The 19539-nt window shown below is 71.3% G+C and carries 18 protein-coding genes; 4 read left to right on the top strand and 14 right to left on the bottom strand.

Annotated elements, in window-relative coordinates; genetic code table 11:
* Position 1 precedes the first annotated feature (1 nt).
* Positions 2-667: a MerR family transcriptional regulator gene (locus tag FHX40_RS21640; RefSeq protein ID WP_142261316.1), complete on the bottom strand. Its 666-nt coding sequence runs from the start codon at positions 665-667 to the stop codon at positions 2-4.
* A gap of 83 nt (positions 668-750) precedes the next feature.
* Between FHX40_RS21640 and FHX40_RS21635 the strand changes: the two genes are divergently transcribed.
* The 3 genes from FHX40_RS21635 to FHX40_RS21625 all read left to right on the top strand — a co-directional run bounded on the left by FHX40_RS21635 (position 751) and on the right by FHX40_RS21625 (position 5434).
* Entirely contained in the window at positions 751-1785 is a 1035-nt protein-coding gene (locus FHX40_RS21635; RefSeq protein ID WP_142261315.1) for an aldo/keto reductase, read from the top strand.
* Positions 1786-1906: 121 nt separating this feature from the next.
* Positions 1907-4102 carry an MMPL family transporter gene (locus tag FHX40_RS21630; RefSeq protein WP_142261314.1) on the top strand — a complete coding sequence of 732 codons (2196 nt, stop codon included), beginning with the start codon at positions 1907-1909 and terminating at the stop codon, positions 4100-4102.
* 312 nt (positions 4103-4414) lie between these two features.
* Complete coding sequence (locus FHX40_RS21625) at positions 4415-5434, top strand: LLM class flavin-dependent oxidoreductase (RefSeq protein WP_142261313.1); 1020 nt, start codon at positions 4415-4417, stop codon at positions 5432-5434.
* A 60-nt stretch (positions 5435-5494) separates the two neighbouring features.
* Here FHX40_RS21625 and FHX40_RS21620 read toward each other — a convergent pair whose 3' ends face one another.
* The 11 genes from FHX40_RS21620 to FHX40_RS21570 all read right to left on the bottom strand — a co-directional run bounded on the left by FHX40_RS21620 (position 5495) and on the right by FHX40_RS21570 (position 15823).
* Entirely contained in the window at positions 5495-6103 is a 609-nt protein-coding gene (locus FHX40_RS21620) for an LGFP repeat-containing protein (RefSeq protein ID WP_142261312.1), read from the bottom strand.
* A gap of 166 nt (positions 6104-6269) precedes the next feature.
* Positions 6270-6893 carry an LGFP repeat-containing protein gene (locus tag FHX40_RS21615; protein ID WP_142261311.1) on the bottom strand — a complete coding sequence of 208 codons (624 nt, stop codon included), beginning with the start codon at positions 6891-6893 and terminating at the stop codon, positions 6270-6272.
* 191 nt (positions 6894-7084) lie between these two features.
* On the bottom strand, positions 7085-7453 hold the full coding sequence (locus FHX40_RS21610) for a DUF1622 domain-containing protein (RefSeq protein WP_142261310.1): 369 nt from the start codon (positions 7451-7453) through the stop codon (positions 7085-7087).
* 122 nt (positions 7454-7575) lie between these two features.
* Positions 7576-8115, bottom strand: coding sequence for a hypothetical protein (locus FHX40_RS21605; protein ID WP_142261309.1), 540 nt, complete (start codon positions 8113-8115; stop codon positions 7576-7578).
* Between the two features lie 144 nt (positions 8116-8259).
* Positions 8260-9315, bottom strand: coding sequence for a DUF2207 domain-containing protein (locus FHX40_RS21600; protein ID WP_142261308.1), 1056 nt, complete (start codon positions 9313-9315; stop codon positions 8260-8262).
* 163 nt (positions 9316-9478) lie between these two features.
* Entirely contained in the window at positions 9479-10498 is a 1020-nt protein-coding gene (locus tag FHX40_RS21595) for a DUF2207 domain-containing protein (RefSeq protein ID WP_142261307.1), read from the bottom strand.
* 107 nt (positions 10499-10605) lie between these two features.
* On the bottom strand, positions 10606-11799 hold the full coding sequence (locus FHX40_RS21590) for an esterase-like activity of phytase family protein (RefSeq protein ID WP_142261306.1): 1194 nt from the start codon (positions 11797-11799) through the stop codon (positions 10606-10608).
* 204 nt (positions 11800-12003) lie between these two features.
* Positions 12004-12966, bottom strand: a complete 963-nt coding sequence (locus FHX40_RS21585; protein ID WP_142261305.1) for a ferritin family protein — start codon at positions 12964-12966, stop codon at positions 12004-12006.
* 566 nt (positions 12967-13532) lie between these two features.
* On the bottom strand, positions 13533-14744 hold the full coding sequence (locus tag FHX40_RS21580) for a S8 family peptidase (protein ID WP_229788497.1): 1212 nt from the start codon (positions 14742-14744) through the stop codon (positions 13533-13535).
* Positions 14745-15049: 305 nt separating this feature from the next.
* A complete protein-coding gene (locus FHX40_RS21575) occupies positions 15050-15415 on the bottom strand; it encodes a hypothetical protein (protein WP_142261304.1) in 366 nt (121 codons plus the stop codon).
* A 144-nt stretch (positions 15416-15559) separates the two neighbouring features.
* On the bottom strand, positions 15560-15823 hold the full coding sequence (locus FHX40_RS21570) for a DUF1883 domain-containing protein (RefSeq protein WP_142261303.1): 264 nt from the start codon (positions 15821-15823) through the stop codon (positions 15560-15562).
* 159 nt (positions 15824-15982) lie between these two features.
* On the opposite strand from FHX40_RS21570, the gene FHX40_RS21565 reads away from it, so the two are divergent.
* Entirely contained in the window at positions 15983-17836 is a 1854-nt protein-coding gene (locus FHX40_RS21565) for a helix-turn-helix domain-containing protein (RefSeq protein ID WP_142261302.1), read from the top strand.
* Positions 17837-17940: 104 nt separating this feature from the next.
* On the opposite strand, the gene mobA is transcribed toward FHX40_RS21565, so the two are convergent.
* Positions 17941-18822: a molybdenum cofactor guanylyltransferase gene (gene mobA / locus FHX40_RS21560; protein WP_142261301.1), complete on the bottom strand. Its 882-nt coding sequence runs from the start codon at positions 18820-18822 to the stop codon at positions 17941-17943.
* Between the two features lie 93 nt (positions 18823-18915).
* The gene (locus FHX40_RS21555; RefSeq protein ID WP_142261300.1) at positions 18916-19233 is read right to left on the bottom strand and encodes a hypothetical protein; all 318 of its coding nucleotides are present in this window, start codon (positions 19231-19233) and stop codon (positions 18916-18918) included.
* Positions 19234-19539: the final 306 nt, after the last annotated feature.

Here is a 19539-nt window from a genome sequence, read left to right as displayed (position 1 = left end):
GTCAGGTTTCGTCCTTCTCGTCCCGAGCGGGCGGGTCGGCGACGGCGCCCGAGCCGTACGCGATGTCCTCCTGGGCGAAGCGGCGCAGCGCGCCGAACACGGTGTCGCCCACGGCCGTCCAGATCACGGCGGTCTCCAGCAGGGCGTCGTGGTCCTGCTGGGTGAGGAGCTGGGCGATCTCGGCCTCGGCGACCTGGCGGGCGGCGCGGGCGTAGACGTCGAGGAGTTCGAGCTGGTCGGTCTGGTTGAGGCGGAACAGCACGGCGAGGGCCGAGGTGAGCGTCTGGCGGGCCGGGTTGGTCTCGCGGACCTGCCAGCCGAGCCGCTCGAGCAGGTTCTCGGTCTCGGCCTTCGCCTGCCGCCAGGCCTCGTCCTCCACCGGCGGGCGCGCGGGCGCACCCATGGCGAACTGCGCCTTTCCCGCCTGGTCGAGCACGCTCATGCCCGGCGCGTACATCTTCTGCAGCACGTCGCGGGTGGCGGCCACGCTCAGCCCGCCGACCTCGATCAGCGCGCGGATCAGCCGCAGCCGGCGGACGTGGGCCTCGGTGTAGCGGGCCTGGTTGTGGCTGGTGAGCTCGCCGGGGGGCAGCAGCCCTTCCCGCAGGTAGAACTTGATCGTCGGCACCGGCACGCCGGTGCGACGACTCAGCTCACCGATCCGCATGAATCCTCCCCACGTCTTGCGGGCCAAGTGTATCCAGTGGATAGTGGAAAGCACTCCTATCCACTTTCCGTTCAGGGGGACGCATGGAATACCGGCCGCTGGGCCGTACCGGCATCAAGGTGAGCCCGCTCTGCCTCGGCGGGATGATGTTCGGCTGGTGGGGCGAGAACGACTACGCGGCGGCCGAGAAGCTGATCCTGCGCGCGATCGACGCGGGGATCAACTTCATCGACACCGCGGACATGTACGCCGGCGGGCAGTCCGAGCAGTTCATCGGCGAGTGCCTCGCCCGGCACGGGCTGCGCGACCGCGTCGTGCTCGCCACCAAGGTGCACTTTCCGATGGGCGACGACCCGAACCAGGGCGGCAACGGCCGCCGCTGGATCATGCGGGCGGTGGACGACAGCCTGCGCCGGCTGCGCACCGACTGGATCGACGTCTACCAGCTGCACCGCCCCGACCCCACGGTCGACATCGACGAGACCCTCGGCGCGCTCACCGACCTGGTGCGCGCGGGCAAGGTGCGGCACATCGGCACCTCGACCTTCCCCGCCTACCAGATCGCCGAGGCCCGCCGGGTGGCCGAGCAGCGCGGCCGGGAGCGCTTCGCCACCGAGCAGCCGCCGTACTCGCTGCTCGTCCGCGGCGTCGAGGCCGACGTGCTGCCGCTGTGCCAGGAGTACGGCATGGGCGTGCTCGCCTGGAGCCCGCTCGCGGGCGGCTGGCTCACCGGCCGGTACCGCGCGGGCAGGGAGCTGCCGGTGAGCCGCCGGGCCCCGCTGCTGCCCGAGCGGTACGACATGGCGCTGCCGGAGAACGTGCGCAAGCTGGAGCTGACCGAACGGCTCGCCGTGCTCGCCGAGGAGAGCGGCCTGACGCTGATCGAGATGGCCCTGGCGTTCGTGATCCGGCACCCGGGCGTGACCTCGGCGATCATCGGCCCGCGCACCATGGAGCACCTGGAGAGCCAGCTCGGCGCCGCCGACGTACGGCTGTCCGACGACGTGCTCGACCGCATCGACGAGATCGTGCCGCCCGGGACCACGGTCAACCCGGCCGACGCCGGGTACCGCCCGCCCGCGCTGGAGGACCCCGCGCTGCGCAGGCGGCCGAGCTGAGCGTTTCGTATGGGGATAGTGGATAGCGCCACTGTTCACTATCCATTCTCCCGCCGCGTGAGCCGCCGGGCCGCGCCCCGGCGGCGTCCACGCGTCCACACGCACCTCCTGGGAGCTGGAGATGTTCGCGGCAATCGGAAGATTCGGCGCCCGACGCCGCCGCTGGGTGTTCGCCGGGGCGCTGTTGTTCGTGTTACTCGGCGGCATCTGGGGATCGGGTGCCGGCGGCATCCTCGGCGGCGGCGCCGGGCTGGACAACCCGAACGGCGAGTCGGCCGAGGCCAACGCGCTGCTCGCCGGTACGCTCGGCCGCCACGTGGCCGACGTCGTGGTGATCTACGAGAGCGCCGTGATGACCGTGGACGACCCACGGTTCCGGCAGGCCGTCGAGGAGACCGTGGCCAAGGTGCCCAAGGCCGACTACGCCTGGCTGCAGACGTACTGGAGCACCGGTTCGCCCGACTTCGTGTCCAAGGACCGGCGCAAGACGTACGTGACCATGCAGCTCCCCGGCGCGGTCGAGGAGGAGCAGGTCGTGGTCTGGGAGCGCATCAGGCCGCTGTTCGACGCGCCCGGCCTCACCGAGCACTACGGCGGCCTCACCGCGATCGGCCACGAGTTCAACCAGATCGCCAACCGGGACCTGAGCCGCGCGGAGCTGATCTCGTTCCCGCTGCTCATGATCCTGCTGCTGCTCGTGTTCCGCAGCGTGGTCGCCGCCGCGCTGCCGCTGCTCATCGCGGTCGTGGTCGCGGTCGGCTCGCTCGGCGTGCTGCGGGTGGTCGGCGGGTTCGTCGACCTCTCCACCGCGGCGATGAACGTCGTGGTGATCCTCGGCCTCGGCCTCGCCACCGACTACGCCCTGCTCATGGTGGGCCGGTTCCGCGAGGAGCTCGCCGCCGGGCGCGAGGTGACCGACGCCGTGGTGCGCACCACCGCGACGGCCGGCCGTACCGTGGTGGTCTCCGGCGTCACGGTCGCGGTCACGCTCGCCGGGCTGCTCGTCTTCCCGTCGCGCTTCCTCACCTCGCTGGCGTACTCGGGGGCGAGCGTCGTGATCTTCGCGGTGCTGAGCGCGCTGTTCCTGCTGCCCGCGCTGCTGGCGCAGGTCGGCCGGAACATCGACCGGCTGCGCGTGCCGGTGCCGTGGGGGCGGGGCGCGGTCCAGGGCACCCGCTGGTACCGCACCGCGCACGCGGTGATGCGCCGTCCGCTCGTCGCCACCCTGGGCATCTCCGCGTTCCTGCTCGCGCTCGGCACCCCGCTGCTCGGGGTGGTCTGGTCCCGCCCGGCCGAGTGGTCGCTGCCCGCGTCCACGCACAGCGTGACGTCCACCCGGATGCTCGCCGAGGAGTTCGCGTACGACCCGACCAAGGTGATCACCACCGTGGTGCGCATGCCCGGCCCGGCCGACACGCCGGAGGCGAGGGCCGCGCTGGAGGAGTTCGCCGGGCGGCTCGCCCGGGTCGAGGGCATCGACCGGGCCGAGGTGACCGGGGCCGCGGGCGATCTCGCCCGGATCACGCTCACCTACTCGATGAGCCCGTACGGCGAGGAGATCCGCGAGACCGTGGCCAGGCTGCGGGCCGAGGCGCCGCCCCCCGGGGCCGAGGCGATGTTCACCAACCGGCCCCCGTCGATCGTCGACATGCTCGACATGCTGGCGAGCGGCCTGCCGTGGATGATGCTGATCATCGCGGTCGTCACGTTCGTCGTGCTGTTCCTCGCCTTCGGCTCGGTGACGCTGCCGATCAAGACGGTGCTGACGAACCTGCTCTCGCTGTCCGCGGCGTTCGGGGCGATCGTGCTGATCTTCCAGTACGGCTGGCTGTCCGGGCCGCTCGGCTTCGAGGCACCCGGGTTCCTCGACGCGAACATGCCGCTGATGATCGCGGCGATCGCGTTCGGGCTCGCCATGGACTACGAGGTGTTCATGCTCGCCCGGATCCGCGAGCACTACCTGCGCACCGGCGACACGGTCGAGGCGGTCGCGGTCGGCGTGCAGCACACGGCCCGCATCATCACCGCCGCGGCGCTGCTGCTCGGCGTCGTGGTCGGGGCGTTCGTCACGATCAGCGTCACCGTGCTGAAGATGATCGGCGTCGGCCTCGTGGTCGCGCTGCTGGTGGACGCGACGATCGTGCGCGGCCTGCTCGTGCCCGCCACGATGCGCCTGCTGGGCGACCGGGCGTGGTGGTCGCCCGCGCCGCTCGCCCGCTGGTGGCGCCGGTACGGCCTGCCCGAGGAGGGCGGCTCGCCGCTCCCCGCGACCGGGGTCGCGCCGGAGGCGGCGGCCGGTGCCCCGCAGCGCGCCTGATCGTCCCCGCTCCCGGTACGGCCGCGCGGGCCCGGTGCCCTCGCCGGATCCCCGCGCGGTCCCGGGAGCCGGGGATGCCGCCCCGGCCGGCGTCACGTGCCACCGGTTGCCGTCCGGGCCGGATGGCGCGCGACTTTTGCCGTTTGATCGGGTAAATGCCGGTATCGGATACCCCATGGATATCTCTGGTTCTTTGGTAGGGATAATAGGGTTAGGTGACGGACACCGGCGGGCCGGCCCACGACGCCGCCCGCGCGATCGCCGACGGCGCCGCCGTACGGCACGGCCCGCCGCGGAGCAGGGAGGAGCCCGGTGCCGAAGGACCCGCGACCGCTGCGCAAGCTTGGCTTTCTCACCATCGGGCTGTTCGACGAGCACGACCCCGCGGCCGGTCACGAGGCGACGCTGCGGCTCATCGAACTGGGGGAGCGGCTCGGCTTCGACAGTGCCTGGGTACGCCACCGCCACCTGCAGTTCGGCATCTCCTCCCCGATCGCCGTGCTCGCGGCGGCCTCGCAGCGCACCCGCCGGATCGAGCTCGGCACCGCGGTCATCCCGCTCGGCTGGGAGAACCCGCTGCGGCTCGCCGAGGACCTCGCCACCGTCGACATCCTCTCCGGCGGGCGCCTCAACGCCGGGGTGAGCGTGGGCCCGCCGATGAACTGGGAGCACGTCAAGCACGCGCTCTACCCGGACACCGCCGACCTGGAGGACTTCAGCTACCAGCGCGTCAGGCGGCTGCTCGGCTTCGTGCGCGGCGAGCCCGCGAGCACGTTCAAGGGCACGATCGGCTTCGAGGTGTTCTCCGACCGCGTGCAGCCGCACTCGCCCGGCCTGGCGAGCCGCATCTGGTACGGCGGCGGCAGTCTCCGGTCCGCCCGGTGGGCCGGTGAGCAGGGCATCAACCTCCTCACCAGCAGCGTGGTGAAGGCCGAGGAGTCGGAGGACTTCACCGAGATCCAGCTCTCGCACATCCGCACGTTCCGCGCCCACCATCCCGACGGCGAGGCCGCCCGCGTCTCCCAGGGCCTCGTCGTCATCCCGACCGACTCGGCCGACCGCGCGCAGCGGGCCAAGTACCGCGCGTACGTGGAGATGCGCACGCCCCGCACCAAGGCGCCGCAGGGCCCGGCGCGCATGGTGTTCTCGCCCGACCTCCTCGGCAGCTCCGACGAGATCGCCGAGCGCCTGCTCGGCCACGCCGCGTACCGCGAGGTCGACGAGGTCGCGTTCGCCCTGCCGTTCACCTTCGAGTACGAGGACTACGAGCAGATCCTCACCGACATCGCCACCAAGCTCGGCCCGGCGCTCGGCTGGCGGCCGTCCACCTGACCGCACGTACGCCGACGCCGCCACCGGGCCGGCGGAGCGGAAGCGGGTCGTCGCCCGTGCTCAGAGCGCGACCTTGATGGAGACCGGGTTGCTCCACGGGCCGCAGTCGGACTTGAAGGTGCCGCGGTCGCAGCCCTGCACGTGGAAGACGTACGTGCCGGTCCCGTGGCCGCTGGTGGTGGAGCAGACGCCGTTGCCGCAGCCGGGGGAGAGCGAGAAGGCACCGCTCCACGGGTTGATCCGGGCGACCTTCACCTGGGTGAACGGCCGGCCGCCGGCGCTGTAGCGGACGTTGAAGAAGTCCCAGTCCCGGCCGGTGTCCGACCAGCGGAAGACGACCTTGTTGCCGGAGACGTACGCCCGCACCAGGGCGTACGGCCCGATGTTCGGCGACCACACGATCTTGCCGTACTGGAAGTTCTGGTAGGAGCCGCGCGGGCTCGCCGTGCCGATCTCCTTGCCGGTGGGGCAGCCGTACACGCTCTTCTCGCCGCCGCTGTTCCGCCACAGCCTGCCGATGAGGCTGCCGGTCGGTGCGACGAGCGCGGGGTTGCAGGCGGCGGCCGAGGTGGTGGCGGCGTTCGCAGAGGTGGCGGTGAGGGCGATCGTGGCCGCGGCGGTGCCGAGGGCGGTGGTCAGGGCGAGGAGGGTACGGCTCGTGCGCGCCATCGGAGTGGTCCTTCCGGGGAGCGGGGGGTGTTGCCGGTTCTGGTGTACGGCAGGGCGCTTTCAGCGCGGATAACGCCACTTGCGGGCTGCTTACACGCGATTTTCCGGATCTGTCGCCTGCGGACGCCGGTTCGTGGCGGCGAAGTCGCTCGTGCGCGTGCTCGGCTCACGACCTCGGGGTCGTGACACTGATGGTGACCCGGTTGCTCCACGGGCCGCAGTCGGACTTGAAGGTGCCGCGGTCGCAGCCCTGCACGTGGAAGGCGTACGTGCTGGTCTGCCGGCCGTGGCTGACGCGGTGGCACCGTTCGAGGTCGCAGTGGGCATCGAGCGAGAAGGCGCCGCTCCACGGGGTCTCCCTGGCCACCTTCACCTGCTTGAACGGCCGGCCGTTCCAGCTGAACCGGACGTTGAAGAAGTCCCAGTCGCGGCCGGTGTCCGACCACCGGAAGACGACCTTGCCGCGGGTGTGGTAGGCGCGCACCAGGGCGTACGGCCCGATGTTCGGCGACCACACGATCTTGCCGTACTGGAAGTTCTGGTAGGAGCCGCGCGGGCTCACCAGGCCGATCTCCTTGCCGGTGGGGCAGCCGTACACGCTCTTCTCGCCGCCGCTGTTCCGCCACAGCCTGCCGATGAGACTGCCGGTCGGCGCGACGAGCGCGGGGTTGCAGGCGGTGGAGGCGGTGGAGGTGGCGGCGTTCGCCGAGGTGGCGGTGAGGGCGATCGTGGCCGCGGCGGTGCCGAGGGCGGTGGTCAGGGCGAGGAGGGTACGGCTCGTGCGCGCCATCGGAGTGGTCCTTCCGGGGAGCGGGGGGTGTTGCCGGTTCTGGTGTACGGCAGGGCGCTTTCAGCGCGGATAACGCCACTTGCGGACCACTTGCAGAAATTTACGGATTTATCGCTGAGGCGCCGGGGCCGACTCGTGGGTGTGCGAGCGTGGTGACCTGCTTGGCCACGCGGGCTTCGGCTGGCCGACGATCACCGCTCCTCGGGCGGTGCGGGGCGGGGGCGGCGGTGCCACGGCCAGCGGCCCTCCAGCTCCACCTGGAGCGAGAGGCTGAGGAAGGTGCGGATCAGCACGATCACCGCGAGCACGCCGACGCCGCGGAACGTGGGCGAGACCGCCACCGTGCGGATGATGTCCCCGGCGACGAGGAACTCCAGGCCGAGCAGGATCGCCCGGCCCAGCCCCTGCCGGTACCGGCGGTAGGCGTCCTCGAACCGGTCGCGGTGCCGTACCCGCGGCAGGAACAGCACGGTCGCCACGAGCGCGCCGAGCACGATCACGGCCACCCCGGCGAGGTCGAGCGCCTGCCCGGCCGTCTCCGCGATCCTGCCGAACTCCACGGCATCCGTTACCCGGCCGCCCGTCGCCCATGGCGCGCCCGGCCAACGCTTGACCGCCGCTCGCCCATCCACGGACCCGCGGCGCACCGCGCGACGACCGGCCGGCCGTTATGCGGCGCGGCTCAGCAACCGCCCCCTCCGCCGCCGTCGGCACCGTACGAACCGCCGCCGTAACCGCCCCCCGTGCCGTGGTAAGGCAGGCCGCTCCCATGGGAGGGGCGGTGGGTGCCGCCGCGGTCGCGGTCGTCGTCGCCGACGATGTCGCGCAGCACGGCCACGATGCCCACGAGGAAGGCGACCACCGTTATCCCGAGAAAGACGAAGGGGATGATCTCAACGATCTTTGAGCCGTCGTTCTCGGTCCGGACAGCCGGCGTCGGAGAACCGACGCCCCGGTACGGCTCCCGCTCGGCACCGCCCGTCCCCGGGCTCTCCGGCCGCACGCCATGCCCCTCGGCGGCGAGTGAGCGGGCGGGCCACGGGAGCACGCCGACGGTGTCGCCGCGGGTGGTGCCGGCGGTCACCATCGCGCTCGGCAGCGAGTGGACGGGCGCGTCCGCCATCGCGGGCGTCGCGGAGGTCAGCCCGGCGAGCAGGACGATCGCGAGTGGCCACAGCCGCTTCCAGCCCATGCCGTCGCCTCGGATGCTCGTGGTTCCCACGGGTGGGCCGCCCCGGCCGCGGCGGCCGGGCCGTACACCTCCCTCTACCGGACGCTACTTCACCGGATCCCTCGGCGAGCGGCCTCGTGGGGGGCGCATCGGACACAATGCGATCGGGCGGCGGCGGACACCGGGATGCCGTCGTCACCAGGTGCCGCCCCCGCCTCCGCTGTCGCCGCCACCGCCGGACGAGCCGCCGTCGTAGTAGCCGATCGACGAGCCGCCCGAGTAGCCCGAGGAGGTGGCGGCGGACCCACGGCGGCGGTCAGGCCCGGAATGCTCGCGGGTGACGAAGGTGCGCACCAGCGCCACGACGCCCGTGACGGCGAGCACCCCCAGAACCCCCAGGCCGACGTACAGCCCGACGCCCCCGCCGGAGCCCTCCGCTGCGGCCGTGACCGGACAGTCCGCACCCCGGTACGGCTCACGCTCGAACCCGCCCTTCCGCAGGCTCTCCAGCCGGTCCGCCCCGTCGCCCTGCATGACGCGGACGTTCGGCGGATCCTCCTGGAGCTGCGCGGCAGGGAAGGCGACGTGGAGCGTGACGGCGCGGCCGCCGCGCACGTCCTCCGCGTACGCCCTCGTGAGCTGCGGCGTCGTCTCGGGGGCGAGCCGCAGCACCCCCTCCGGGTCGCTCTTGGCGAGGTAGACCTCGTTCCCCTGTCCGGCGCGCGGCAGCCGTACCGTGACGTCGAGCCGTTCGAGCGGCTGGCTCCAGTTCCTGCCCCAGACCGGAAGCTGCAGGAACGCGTGCTCGTCGTAGGCCGTGACCGCGCGGCGCATCGTGTACCGGATGCGGAAGGTGCGGGTGGTGCCCGGCTCCGCGGCGAAGTACCACGCGATGCGGTGCGCACCGTTCGCCGAGCAGGTCTTCTCGCCGAAGGTCCCGGGTGGCCGCTCGACGCCGATCTCCGCGTCCGGCCCCTTCTGGTACGGCCGGCCGTCCTCGCTCACCGTGATGTCGGTGAGCGTGGCCATCGCGGGCCGAGGCACGTCCAGGTACGCGCCGCGCCCCTCCTGGTCGAGGAACGCGAAGGTGACATCCTGGGTCACCCTGACGCTGCCGTCGCTCCAGACCTCCGCGGCCACCTCGGTCCACGGCAGCAGATAGCCCGCCTCCTCGTCGGCCTGCGCCGGCGACGCGTACGCCAACCCGGCGAGCAGCACGACCACCGGGGCCCATAACCGTTCCCAGCCCATGCCCGTTCCCTCGCATTCTCGCGCGTTCCTGAGGGGTGGGTGGGCGGACGCGGCCGCCCCGGCCGCCGGTGCCGACCGGGACGGACACCTCCTGCTCCGGACGCTACCTCACCGCACTCCCGGCGAGCGGCGCGCCGTGTGGACGCCGGCCGTACGGTGCGGCTCACCAGGCGCCGCCTCCGCCGCCGCTCGACCCGGAGTCGGAGGAGGACGACGAGCCGCCCGAGTGGTAGTACGTGGAGGAGCCGGACCCGTCGCCGGAGCCGTGGCGACGCGGACCGTGTTTGCGCTGGACCCGGGACGTCCAGACCACCATCGCGACGAGCGCGGCACCCGCCGTGAGCCAGAGGGCGTCGCTCAACGAGAAGCCGTCCTCGCCCGTCGGGCAGTCCTCGCCCTGGTACGGGTCCGTTTCGACGTCGCCCTGCCGCAGGCTCTCCAGCCGTTCCGCGCCGTCACCCGAGACGAGCCGCACGCTCGGCGAGGTGGTCACATTGTTGAGCTGCGCGGTGGGGAAGGCCAGGTAGAGCGTGACGGGACGGCCGCCAACGACGTCCTCCGCGGTCGCCTTGGTCACCTGCCGCGAGGCGCCGACGACGGGCTCCAGCACCTCCACCGGGGCGCCCTTGGCGAGGTAGACCTCGCCCTCCCGGCCGGCGCGCGGCAGCCGTACCGTGACGTCGAGGCGCTCCAGCGGCTGGCTCCAGTTCCTGCCCCAGACCGGGAGCTGGAGGAAGGCGTGGTCGTCGTAGGCGGCCACCGCCCGGTGCATCGTGTACCGCACCCGGAAGGTCCGGATGCTGCCCGGCTCCGCGTCGAAGTACCACACGATGCGGTGCGCGCCGTCCGCCGAGCAGGTCTTCTCGCCGAAGGTCCCGGGTGGCCGCTCGACCCCGATCTCCGCGTCCGCCCCTTTGCGGTACGGTCGGCCGTCCTCGCTCACCGCGATGTCGGTGAGGCGGCTCAGCACCGGCCGGGGCACGTCCACGTACGCCCCGTGCCCCGCACGGTTGAACGAGAAGGTGAGATCCTGCGTCACCGCGACGCTGCCGTCCGGCGCGACCTTCGCGGTCACCACCGCCCTCGGCAGCATGTAGACCGGATCGTCCGCCAGCGCGGGCGATGCGCAGGTCAGCCCGGCGAGCAGGGCGATCGTGAGTGCCCACAGCCGTTTCCAGCCCATGGCCGTCCCCTCGGTGCTCGTGCCTGCCTGAGGGGTGGGGCGGTGGCCGCGACCGCCCCGGCCGCGGGCGCACGGCCGGGACGGACACCGTTGCACCGGACGTTACATCACCTGATCGCCCCGTGAGCAGTGTTGAGCGGACGCGTCAGCCGTATGGTGATGAATTCGTTGTTGTCCGGCTTGCCGGGCGTGCGGCCCGCGGAGAACGGGAAGTTGTTGTCGTTCGCGACGATGAGGGTGCGGTCGTCGAGGATCGCCACGTCCTCGATCGTCTGGAACGGGAAGCGGAACGTGGTGCCGAACCCGCCGAGCCGCTTGGGGTTGGCGATGTCCAGCAGGTCGGCGACGAGGGTCTTGTCCATGGCGCCGTCGCGGTCGCGGTCCCGGATGTCGGCGAGGTAGATGCGCTTGGTCCGGGCCGCGTCGCCCTCGTTGTTGTCCCGCTCGATGACGAGGAAGCGGTTCCGGTCGACGATCACCGCGTCGCCGATCGCGTTCTCCGGGGCGTCGAGCCGGTACGTCCACCGCTTGCCGGTGTACCTGCGCTTGCGCACGTCGAACTCGTACATGCGCAGCGTGCCGGCCGGGTCGCCGTCGACGGTGCCCTCGAGCAGCGGGTAGAGGCGGCGGCCGTCGAGCGAGCGGGCCATGCCCTCGAAACCCTTGCTGCGCCCCAGGTTGGGCTTCCCGTCGCCGAGGTACGGGTTCTCCGGCGCGCGCACCCCGGGCAGCGGGATGGGCGGCTCGAGCAGCTTGCCGCGCGCCGAGACGTGCAGCAGGAGCGGCCCGAACTCGTCGCCGATCCAGAACGTGCCGTCGTCGGCGCGCACGATCGACTCGACGTCGAAGTCGGCGCCGGTGAGCAGCCGGTCCTCGCGGGTGAGCGGGAACGTGATGTGCCCGTCGGGGTCGCTGAGGTTGAACCCGCCGCGCACCCGCACCCTGCCGGTGCGCAGGTCGGGCTCGACCTCGTGCACCCGCAGCAGGAAGTCGGCGCTGTTCGCCTGCTGGCCGAAGCCGTTGTCGGAGAGCATCAGGTACCGGCCGCGCCCGTTCGGCACGATGCCGCTGAAGCCCTGCACGGGCTGCCCGGCGAACGGCGGGGTGATCCCGTTGATCGGCTCCTCGCCGAGCCGCGACCCGGAGGGCTCGCTGTCCGGCACGAACGTCTTGGCGGGCAGGGAGGCGAATCCGGTCAGCGTCGCCCGACCGAATCCGGCGGGCTTGGGGTCGGCCGCGGCCGGTGCGGCGAGTCCGGCGACCAGCGCCGCGGCACCCAGTGCGATCAGGCCCATTCTCATATCGGGCACGCTAAAAGTGCTGCATGAACTGATCCGGAACGGACGGCGTCCCGCCGGTGGTCCCCCGTTTGAACATCGCCTTGCATGTTGCGGCCCGCGGGCGCCACGGCCACGCCCGGCCGCGGCGGCCCGCCGTACCGGCCGGGGGAAGAGAAAGCCCGGGAGGCGCGGTGCACCTCCCGGGCGACGGGTGTCCCGGTTCGTTCAGCAGCCTCCGCCGATCTCGGCCAGCGCCTTGGCCAGGGAGCGGGCCTGGCGGCCGTCGTCGTCGGCGATGCTCAGGAACAACTCCGCCGCGACGTAGTCGCCGGCCCGGTCGGCCTGCCGGGCGAAGCGCGGGTACAGCGTGGTGCTCTCGTAGTTCTCGCCCTTGATCGTCGTGCAGACGTTCGTGCGGGTCTTCTTGACGAGCCCGGCGAGGATCGCCTCCTTGGCGAAGTGCTCGGTGAGCTCGACGAGCGCGACGCTGCCGAACAGCTTGGCGAGCGTGGGGCGGCCGGTGGCCTTGGCGTGCTCGGCGAACAGCACGTCGGTGAGGAAGGCGAGCGCCTCCCGCTCCATCGCGGTGCGCAGGTTGCGCAGCGTGCGCGCGGTGCGCACCTTGGGCGGGCCGGCCTTGATGATCGTCTTCTTCACGCTGACGTCGGCCGGGATGCGCGCGCCCGACCCCGGCTTGGTGATCGCCTGCAGCGCCTCGCGGAACCGGTCCCGGTTGTCCGCCTCGTCGAGGGCGAGGTCGTGGAAGAGCCGGGCGGCCGCGAGCTCACCGTCCTTCTTCGCCTCGGCGGCGAACCGCCGGTACATCCGGGCCGTCGACTCCGCGCCCTGGATCGCGTGGCGCAGGTTGGTGGCGTTGTCCTTGACCAGCTCGATCAGCGCCGCCAGCTCGGCGAAGTGCCGCCGCTCGATCAGGGCGCCCCGGTCGTACAGATCGCGGATTCGCCGCAGATCCTCCGCGTGCGCCTGCACGGCGAAGGCCCGGTTGGCGGCGTACGCGAAGGACTCCAGCTCCAGCGCCTTCCACGCGTTCGCCTTCGTCTCCCGGTGGAGACCCGTCTCGCGCGGATCGGCCGCCGCCGTGGCCCCCGCGGTCGGTACGGCGAGCAGCGCGACCATGCCGATGACGGCGGCGCCGATCCGCAACCGGCCGAGACCTCGAATACCCATGTAGCCCCCGATTCACGTCGCTGCGTATGGCCGACCGGCGTGCCGGGCACGCGTGTGCGTCGCTGCGAAAGCGACAATTTCCGCGAAGTGCCGTACCGGTCATCCGATCCAGCTCACACTTATCTCATGTTTCGCGCCGATGGCGGGGGCCTTGGTCGCCTTCTTACCGTAAGATTCGCCTACAGGTTGGGAATACCTTGCCGGATGTGACCTGCGCGAACGTCGTACTGTGAGCCGACATGGCCATGCAGCGGAACGTGCCTTGCGTGCCGTGCGGGCCGCCTGATCGGGATGTCCGGAAATTGCTGATCAGACTACATTGTGGCTGATTTCGGCGATTCCCGGCCGCGAATCGTTGTCCGGCGAAAACGTCATTGGCTATGGATCGGGAAATAGCGGAGAATGGTGCGAGGGCCAACGAATCCGGCGATCAGGGCGGCGAGCGTCCAAGGGAGATACCGGGGCGTCCCAGCACGCTCGTCGGCCGAGCCGTACCCAGAGCGACGGGAAAGAGGAGGGCGGGGCGTGCCCACCCTCCTCGCGACGGGACCGTCAGACGGTCGCGATCACGACCCGGTGTAGAGCAGGACGTTCGGGCTGCCCGAGCCCGCGCTCCGCACCACGCCCGTGGTCCCGTTTCCGACCAGCGCGTTCCCCACCTGGGTGGGGGTGGCGGAGGGGTTCGCCGACAGGTAGAGCGCGGCCGCGCCGGCCACGTGCGGGGACGCCATCGAGGTGCCGTTGATCGTGTTGCGCGCCGTGGTCGAGGTGTGCCACGCCGAGGTGATGCTCGAGCCGGGCGCGAAGATGTCGAGGCAGGAGCCGTAGTTGGAGTAGCTCGCCCGGGTGTCGTTGCTCGTCGTCGCGCCGACGGTGATCGCGTTCGGCACGCGGGCCGGGGAGCGGGTGCAGGCGTTGGTGGACTCGTTGCCCGCCGCGACCACGTAGGTGACGCCGGAGTTGATCGAGTTGTTCACCGCCGCGTCGATCGCCGCGCTCGCACCGCCGCCGAGGCTCATGTTCGCGACCGCCGGCTTGCGCGCGTTCCGGGTGACCCAGTCGATACCGGCGATCACGCCCGAGGTGGTGCCGTTGCCGCTGCAGTTGAGCACCCGCACCGCGACGAGCCGCACGCCCTTGGCCACGCCGTACGAGGAACCGCCCACGGTGCCGGCGACGTGGGTGCCGTGGCCGTTGCAGTCGGTGGCGTTGGAGTCGTTGTCGACGAAGTCGTACCCGTGCGACGCCCGGCCGCCGAAGTCGCTGTGGGTGGTGAGGATGCCGGTGTCGATGATGTACGCGGTCACGTTCGAGGCCGTGCTCGTGTAGCTGTACCGGGAGTTGAGCGGCAGCTGGCGCTGGTCGATGCGGTCAAGGCCCCAGGACGGCGGGTTGACCTGGTCCGCGGTGAGCGAGATGACCCGGTCCTCCTCGACGAACGCCACGTCCGGGTCCGCGGCGACCTCCCGGGCCTGCTGCGCGTTGCCCCGGAACGTGAAGCCCTTGAGCGCGTGCTGGTAGATGTTGCCGGCCCGCGCGCCCCGGCGCTCGGCGAGCTCGCGGGCGCGGTTCGCGACGCCCCTGCGGCGCACGTTCTCGGTGTCCTTGAACACGACGATGTAGTTGCCCGTGGGCGCCCCCGGCGTCAGGTTCTCCGGCGACGGGGCGGGCGAGGCCGCGGAGGCGGGGGAGGCCATGACGAGGCCGGCGGTGACCGGCGCGATCATGGCCAGCGCCGCCAGCAGCCGTCGGGCGGCGCCACTGCGAGGTCGGTGCATTGCGCGTCGATCCTTTCCTTGGGGGTGGAGGAAAAGGGGATCTTTCGCCGAACATCGTCGGCGCGGCGCAACGCCCCATCATCGGCGGACTCTGATAATTAGCCCTGACTCCAGTTGATTTAGATTGTTATATCGATTTGCCGTCAAGGTTGGAATGGGGGCAGAACTGAGGCAGAAGTGGGGCGGAAGATGGGCGATCCGCACCCTCTCACGATCTCGCCCCACCTCCGCGATCAGCGCGTCACGCTGCGGTGATGGCCAACGACGTCTCGTGACGCCGGTGTGTGTGACGTATCGGTGGAGAGTCACAAGGACTCGGCGCCGGAAAACGCCTGGCGGGTTTCACGGCGTGCGCCGAAATGATTGCGATGAGTATCGAAAGGGTGTCGTTGACGGACCGAGCCGGCCGCGTGACGCCCGCCGATATGCGTCGGCGAAACGGTCCTGAATTCGCCACGGGTCGGGACGGCGAACCCCTCGGTTTTCCGGTACGGCACGGCACGTCCGCGGAGGCACGCGACCGCGATCGCCGAAGCGGCCGGTGAAGGGGCCGTACCGAGGGCGACGTGTGCGGTGCCGACGGTCTTCGGGAGCCGCACGATGTGATCAGGATGGGTGGTCGTCCCCGAGACCGTCGCTGAGAAGCTTCGTTGCGGCGTCGATGCGGCCACTTTGCGGATCTCATCGGGAGAACTCCCTCGACTCCCCGCAGATCCGCGCCGTTCAGCTTCGCACGACGCAGGTCCGGTCACTGACGCGGTGCTGGGTTCTGCTACGGCACGGCGATGTTGCGGAGGATGGCTTACGGCCTCTGGTCAGTCGAAGAGCTGGGTCACACCGACTTTGATGCGGCGGGGATGGCTGTCGACGACGAGATACCAATAGCCGTCGTACGGCACTTCCAGCACAACAGGGCTGACGTCGTAAAAGCCGCCGTAGTACACGTACTCGTCACCGTCGAGGTACGCCTGGTAGTCGTCGACCTCCATGAGGGCCACCCTGGCGGCCGAGCCGCGCAGTTCCACTTCGAAGACGGCGCCGCCTGCACACGATCCGAGATCCCACCAGAGGTGCTCCACGTGTCTTTGGTAGCCGGTCACGCGTCGGCGAGGAATGCCGGGGAAGGCACTGATAGCTGGACGGTATAGGCAGGTCTGCCTTGCTGCCGGCCTTGTTAGAGGTGGCGTTCCAGCAGTGTCCGCGCGTCGTGGAGGGCGCGCAGGGAGAGGGCGTAGCGGTTGAAGTCCCCCACGGTCCGGCACCGGAGGCTTGGTCGCGAGCTGCGGCAGCTGCGTGAACGGTCCGGGCTGAGCACCACCGCCGTAGCAACACGGCTGGGCTGGAGCCAGAGCAAGGTCTGCCGCATAGAGGCGGGGCAGATCATGATCTCTGAGTCCGACCTGATCGCAGCATGCGAGCTTTACGGCGCAGACTCAGCAACGACAGCAGGCTTGGTGCAGCTCGCGCGAGAAGCCGCCCGCAGGGGCTGGTGGACCGCTTACGCCGATGTGTTCACCGGTAGCTACATGGCGCTGGAGGCCGAGGCCACGGTCATTCGCAAGTGGGAACCACTGGCCGTGCCAGGTCTGCTCCACAGCGAGGACTACGCCCGTGAGGTCATCCGGGCACGCCACCCAAACCTCACGGAGGGCGAGTTGTCTCGGCGTGTGGACGCCCGGATGCAACGCAAGACCCGCCTGTTGGGAACATCGGCGCCAATGTTCCACGCGATCATCGACGAGGCCGTCGTGCGACGTAGGGTCGGCTCGCGGGAGGCGATGGACCGCCAGCTCGCCGACCTACTTCGCGCGAGCGAGCGGGCCAACATCACCATTCAGGTCTTGCCGTTTGGAGCCGGCGCTCACCCGGGCATGGAGGGTCCGTTCTCGGTTCTGTCCTTCGAACCCGGCGATCCGGATGTGGGTTACGTGGAGTCCTCAGCCGGGGAGGTGTACGTCGAGGCGGACGTTCAGGTCGGCCAACTCAGGCTGCTGTTCGAACGCCTATCCGAGGCCGCCATGTCCCCCGAAGAGTCCGCGGAGCTGTGCGAGTTGTACGGCGTCGAACGTGATCAGCTTCGGCAGGGCGTTACCGGACCAGGACACGATGTTGAGGGAGACGATCCGATGAGGCGCCGAGCCCTCCTGACCACAGCCGCGACCATACCCGTGGGGCTCGTGGTGGCCTTCGATGACGCGCTGGATGTGCCGCCGGAGCCGGAACGGCCCGAGGACCTTCCGCAGATCCGCAGGCGGCTGGCGGAGGCACGCCGGTTGTGGGACGCCAGTGCCCTTACGACGCTCATGGCGACCCTGCCGGGCACGTTGGCGGCGGCGCGGGAGGCCGCCGAGCGGATCGACGTCCCTGCGGCGTGGGCGCTCGCCGCGGCCGTGCACGACGTGGCGACAGACACCCTCAACAAGATCGGACACAAGCGGTCCGCGCGGATCACCGCGGACCGATCGGTGCTGCTGTCGGCGCGCTCGGGCAGCCCGGTTGCGATGGGTGCCTCCGCTCGGGCACTGGGGATGATGCTGCGTACCACCGGCCGATACCCGCAAGCGTTGCGGGTCGTTGATGGGGCGGCATCCCGGCTGGAGTCGGCCGGACTTCGCACACCGGCCCAGGCGGGGATGTATGTGCGGCTGCTGTGTACCTCTGCCTACACGCTGGCCGGTGCTGGGGATCGAGTGCGGGCGTTCGAGCGTCTCGCGGAGGCTGAACGCGCCGCGCGTCGCCTACCACCGCAGCAGGCTGAGGTGGCGCTGCCGTTCGTATTGCTGTATCGGGTCAACCTCAACCACGTCCTTGGTGACCCGGGCGCAGGCCTGCACGTCGGCAGGCGGCTGAAGGAGGAGATGTACCCCACCCCGGAGCGGAAGGCACGGCTGTGGACGGACATCGCGCGTGTGGCATGGCCTACGGGTGACGTGGAGCAGGCGGCTGAGGCATTGATCAAGGCGCATGCGTACGCGCCTGCCGAGGTGCGTGACCGGCCGTCCATCCGGGCGATCGCCGACGAGCTGGTGCAGCGGCACCCGAGGGTGCCGGGCGCGCGGGAGCTTGCCACGGCGATCGGGCACCCCTTGTGATCCTGGGCCTAAAGGACATGCCAACCCCGGAGGACATTGCGATCGGGTGCACCCTGCGTCGGTCGGTTGGCGTACCGCATTGGTGACACCGGTCGCGGGCGCCGTCACAGGTCCACGGGACGTCGCCGGCGGGAATGCGGAGATCCTGCGGCGTCTGCACCGCCGGTGTCCGCCACCAGGAAAACGACATGGTCCCCGGCGACCAGGGGCAACAGCGCGTCCGGGGGCACCTCCTCGCCGTTCAGCCTGACGGCGATGTCAAGGGCCGGCGACAGGCCGACGGCCGTGGCCGCCTCGGCGAGGGTCGCCGCCCGGACGCTGTGCCGTACCGGCGTGTCGTCTCGCTCGACGGTGACCGGTGGCGCGGGGCGGGCGCGGGCCGCGGCGTAGTCCTCGGGGGTGTTGACGTTCGTCACCGATTCGAGTGACGGGTCGCAGGCGGCGAGGTCGGGGTCGGTGAGGAGGCGGGGCTCGTCGAGCCAGGCCACGGTGCAGTGCTGGAAGAGCATGCCGGGGCGCAGGTCGCCCTTGGCGAGGAGGTCGGCGACGAGACCGGCGAGCGAGGTGCGGTACGCGGCGGCGAGCGGCTGGCGGTAGCCGCCGACCACGGGGAGGGCCAGGTCCGCGGGGGAGTCGGCCAGCTCGCGGAGTACGCGGCGGACGAAGGCCGGGTGGAGGAACGGCATATCGGTGGAGCAGACGAACGCGGTCTCGGCCGCGTCGGCGACCGCGGCGAGGCCGACGGCGAGGCCCTGCATGGGGCCGCGGCCCTCCACCGGGTCCTCGGTCACGGTGACGCCCGCGGGCAGATGGGGCAGGCGTTGGCCGGGGGCGGCCACCACGACGACGGGGCCGCCGACGGTACGGCGCAGCACGGCGGCCGTCCGGTACAGCAGCGTCGAGCCGTGCCAGTCCAGCCAGGCCTTCGGCGTGCCCATCCGGGTCGAACGGCCGCCCGCGAGCACCACACCCGCGGCGGTACGCATGCCCGCATGCTAGGCCATCGGCCGCGCGGCCCCGCCGTACCGGCCGGCCGTACCGGGAGGCGCGGGGCGGGTGGCTCCCGCGCCCCCGGCGGGTCACACCACCAGGCCGCCGGTGGCCCGGATGTTCTGGCCGGTGATCGTCAGCCCGATGGCGACCCCCTCGCGCCAGGTCGCCGACGCGTCGACGGTGAAGTCCGCGCGTGGCCCGGTGACGAGCCCGCTCCCGTTCGTTATGTCGATCACCACCGTCGTGGCGGTGAGCGGAAGGATCCGGTGCCGGGCCGCCGAGCCGGGCCGCGAGCGGAAGGCCGAGTAGCCGACGACGTACGGCAGCAGCCGCGGGTCCGGTGCCCGGGAGACCGACTCACACGGCGCCGCCCGCTCCTCCGCCGGGATCGCGTGAAGGCTCACGCGGCCATCCTCGCCCGGGAACGGCCGTGCCGTACACCCGCGCGGCCGCGGTGCGCGCCGGTCGGGGTTCGGCCTCTGACGCGCCGCTGTTTGTCACCTTTCGCCAAACAAGCCCCACAGGTTTCAGTGGTCTCACCTCCTGGCCGCGTCCGTCGCCGGCCCGCCCGCCGGGAGGCCCGCCGGGGCCGGTGCCGCACGGCCGGTACGGCTCGGCACGCCGTGGCCGGAATGCCCGGGAAAACCGGAAACCACCTTTACAGATGTGAGTCGGCAAGGGCGTCGGCCCGGGCGCGGGAAGCGCGGCGC

Origin of the sequence: Thermopolyspora flexuosa (assembly GCF_006716785.1) — a bacterium.
Taxonomy (GTDB): Bacteria; Actinomycetota; Actinomycetes; order Streptosporangiales; family Streptosporangiaceae; genus Thermopolyspora; species Thermopolyspora flexuosa.
This window is presented reverse-complemented; position numbering and strand designations above follow the sequence as displayed.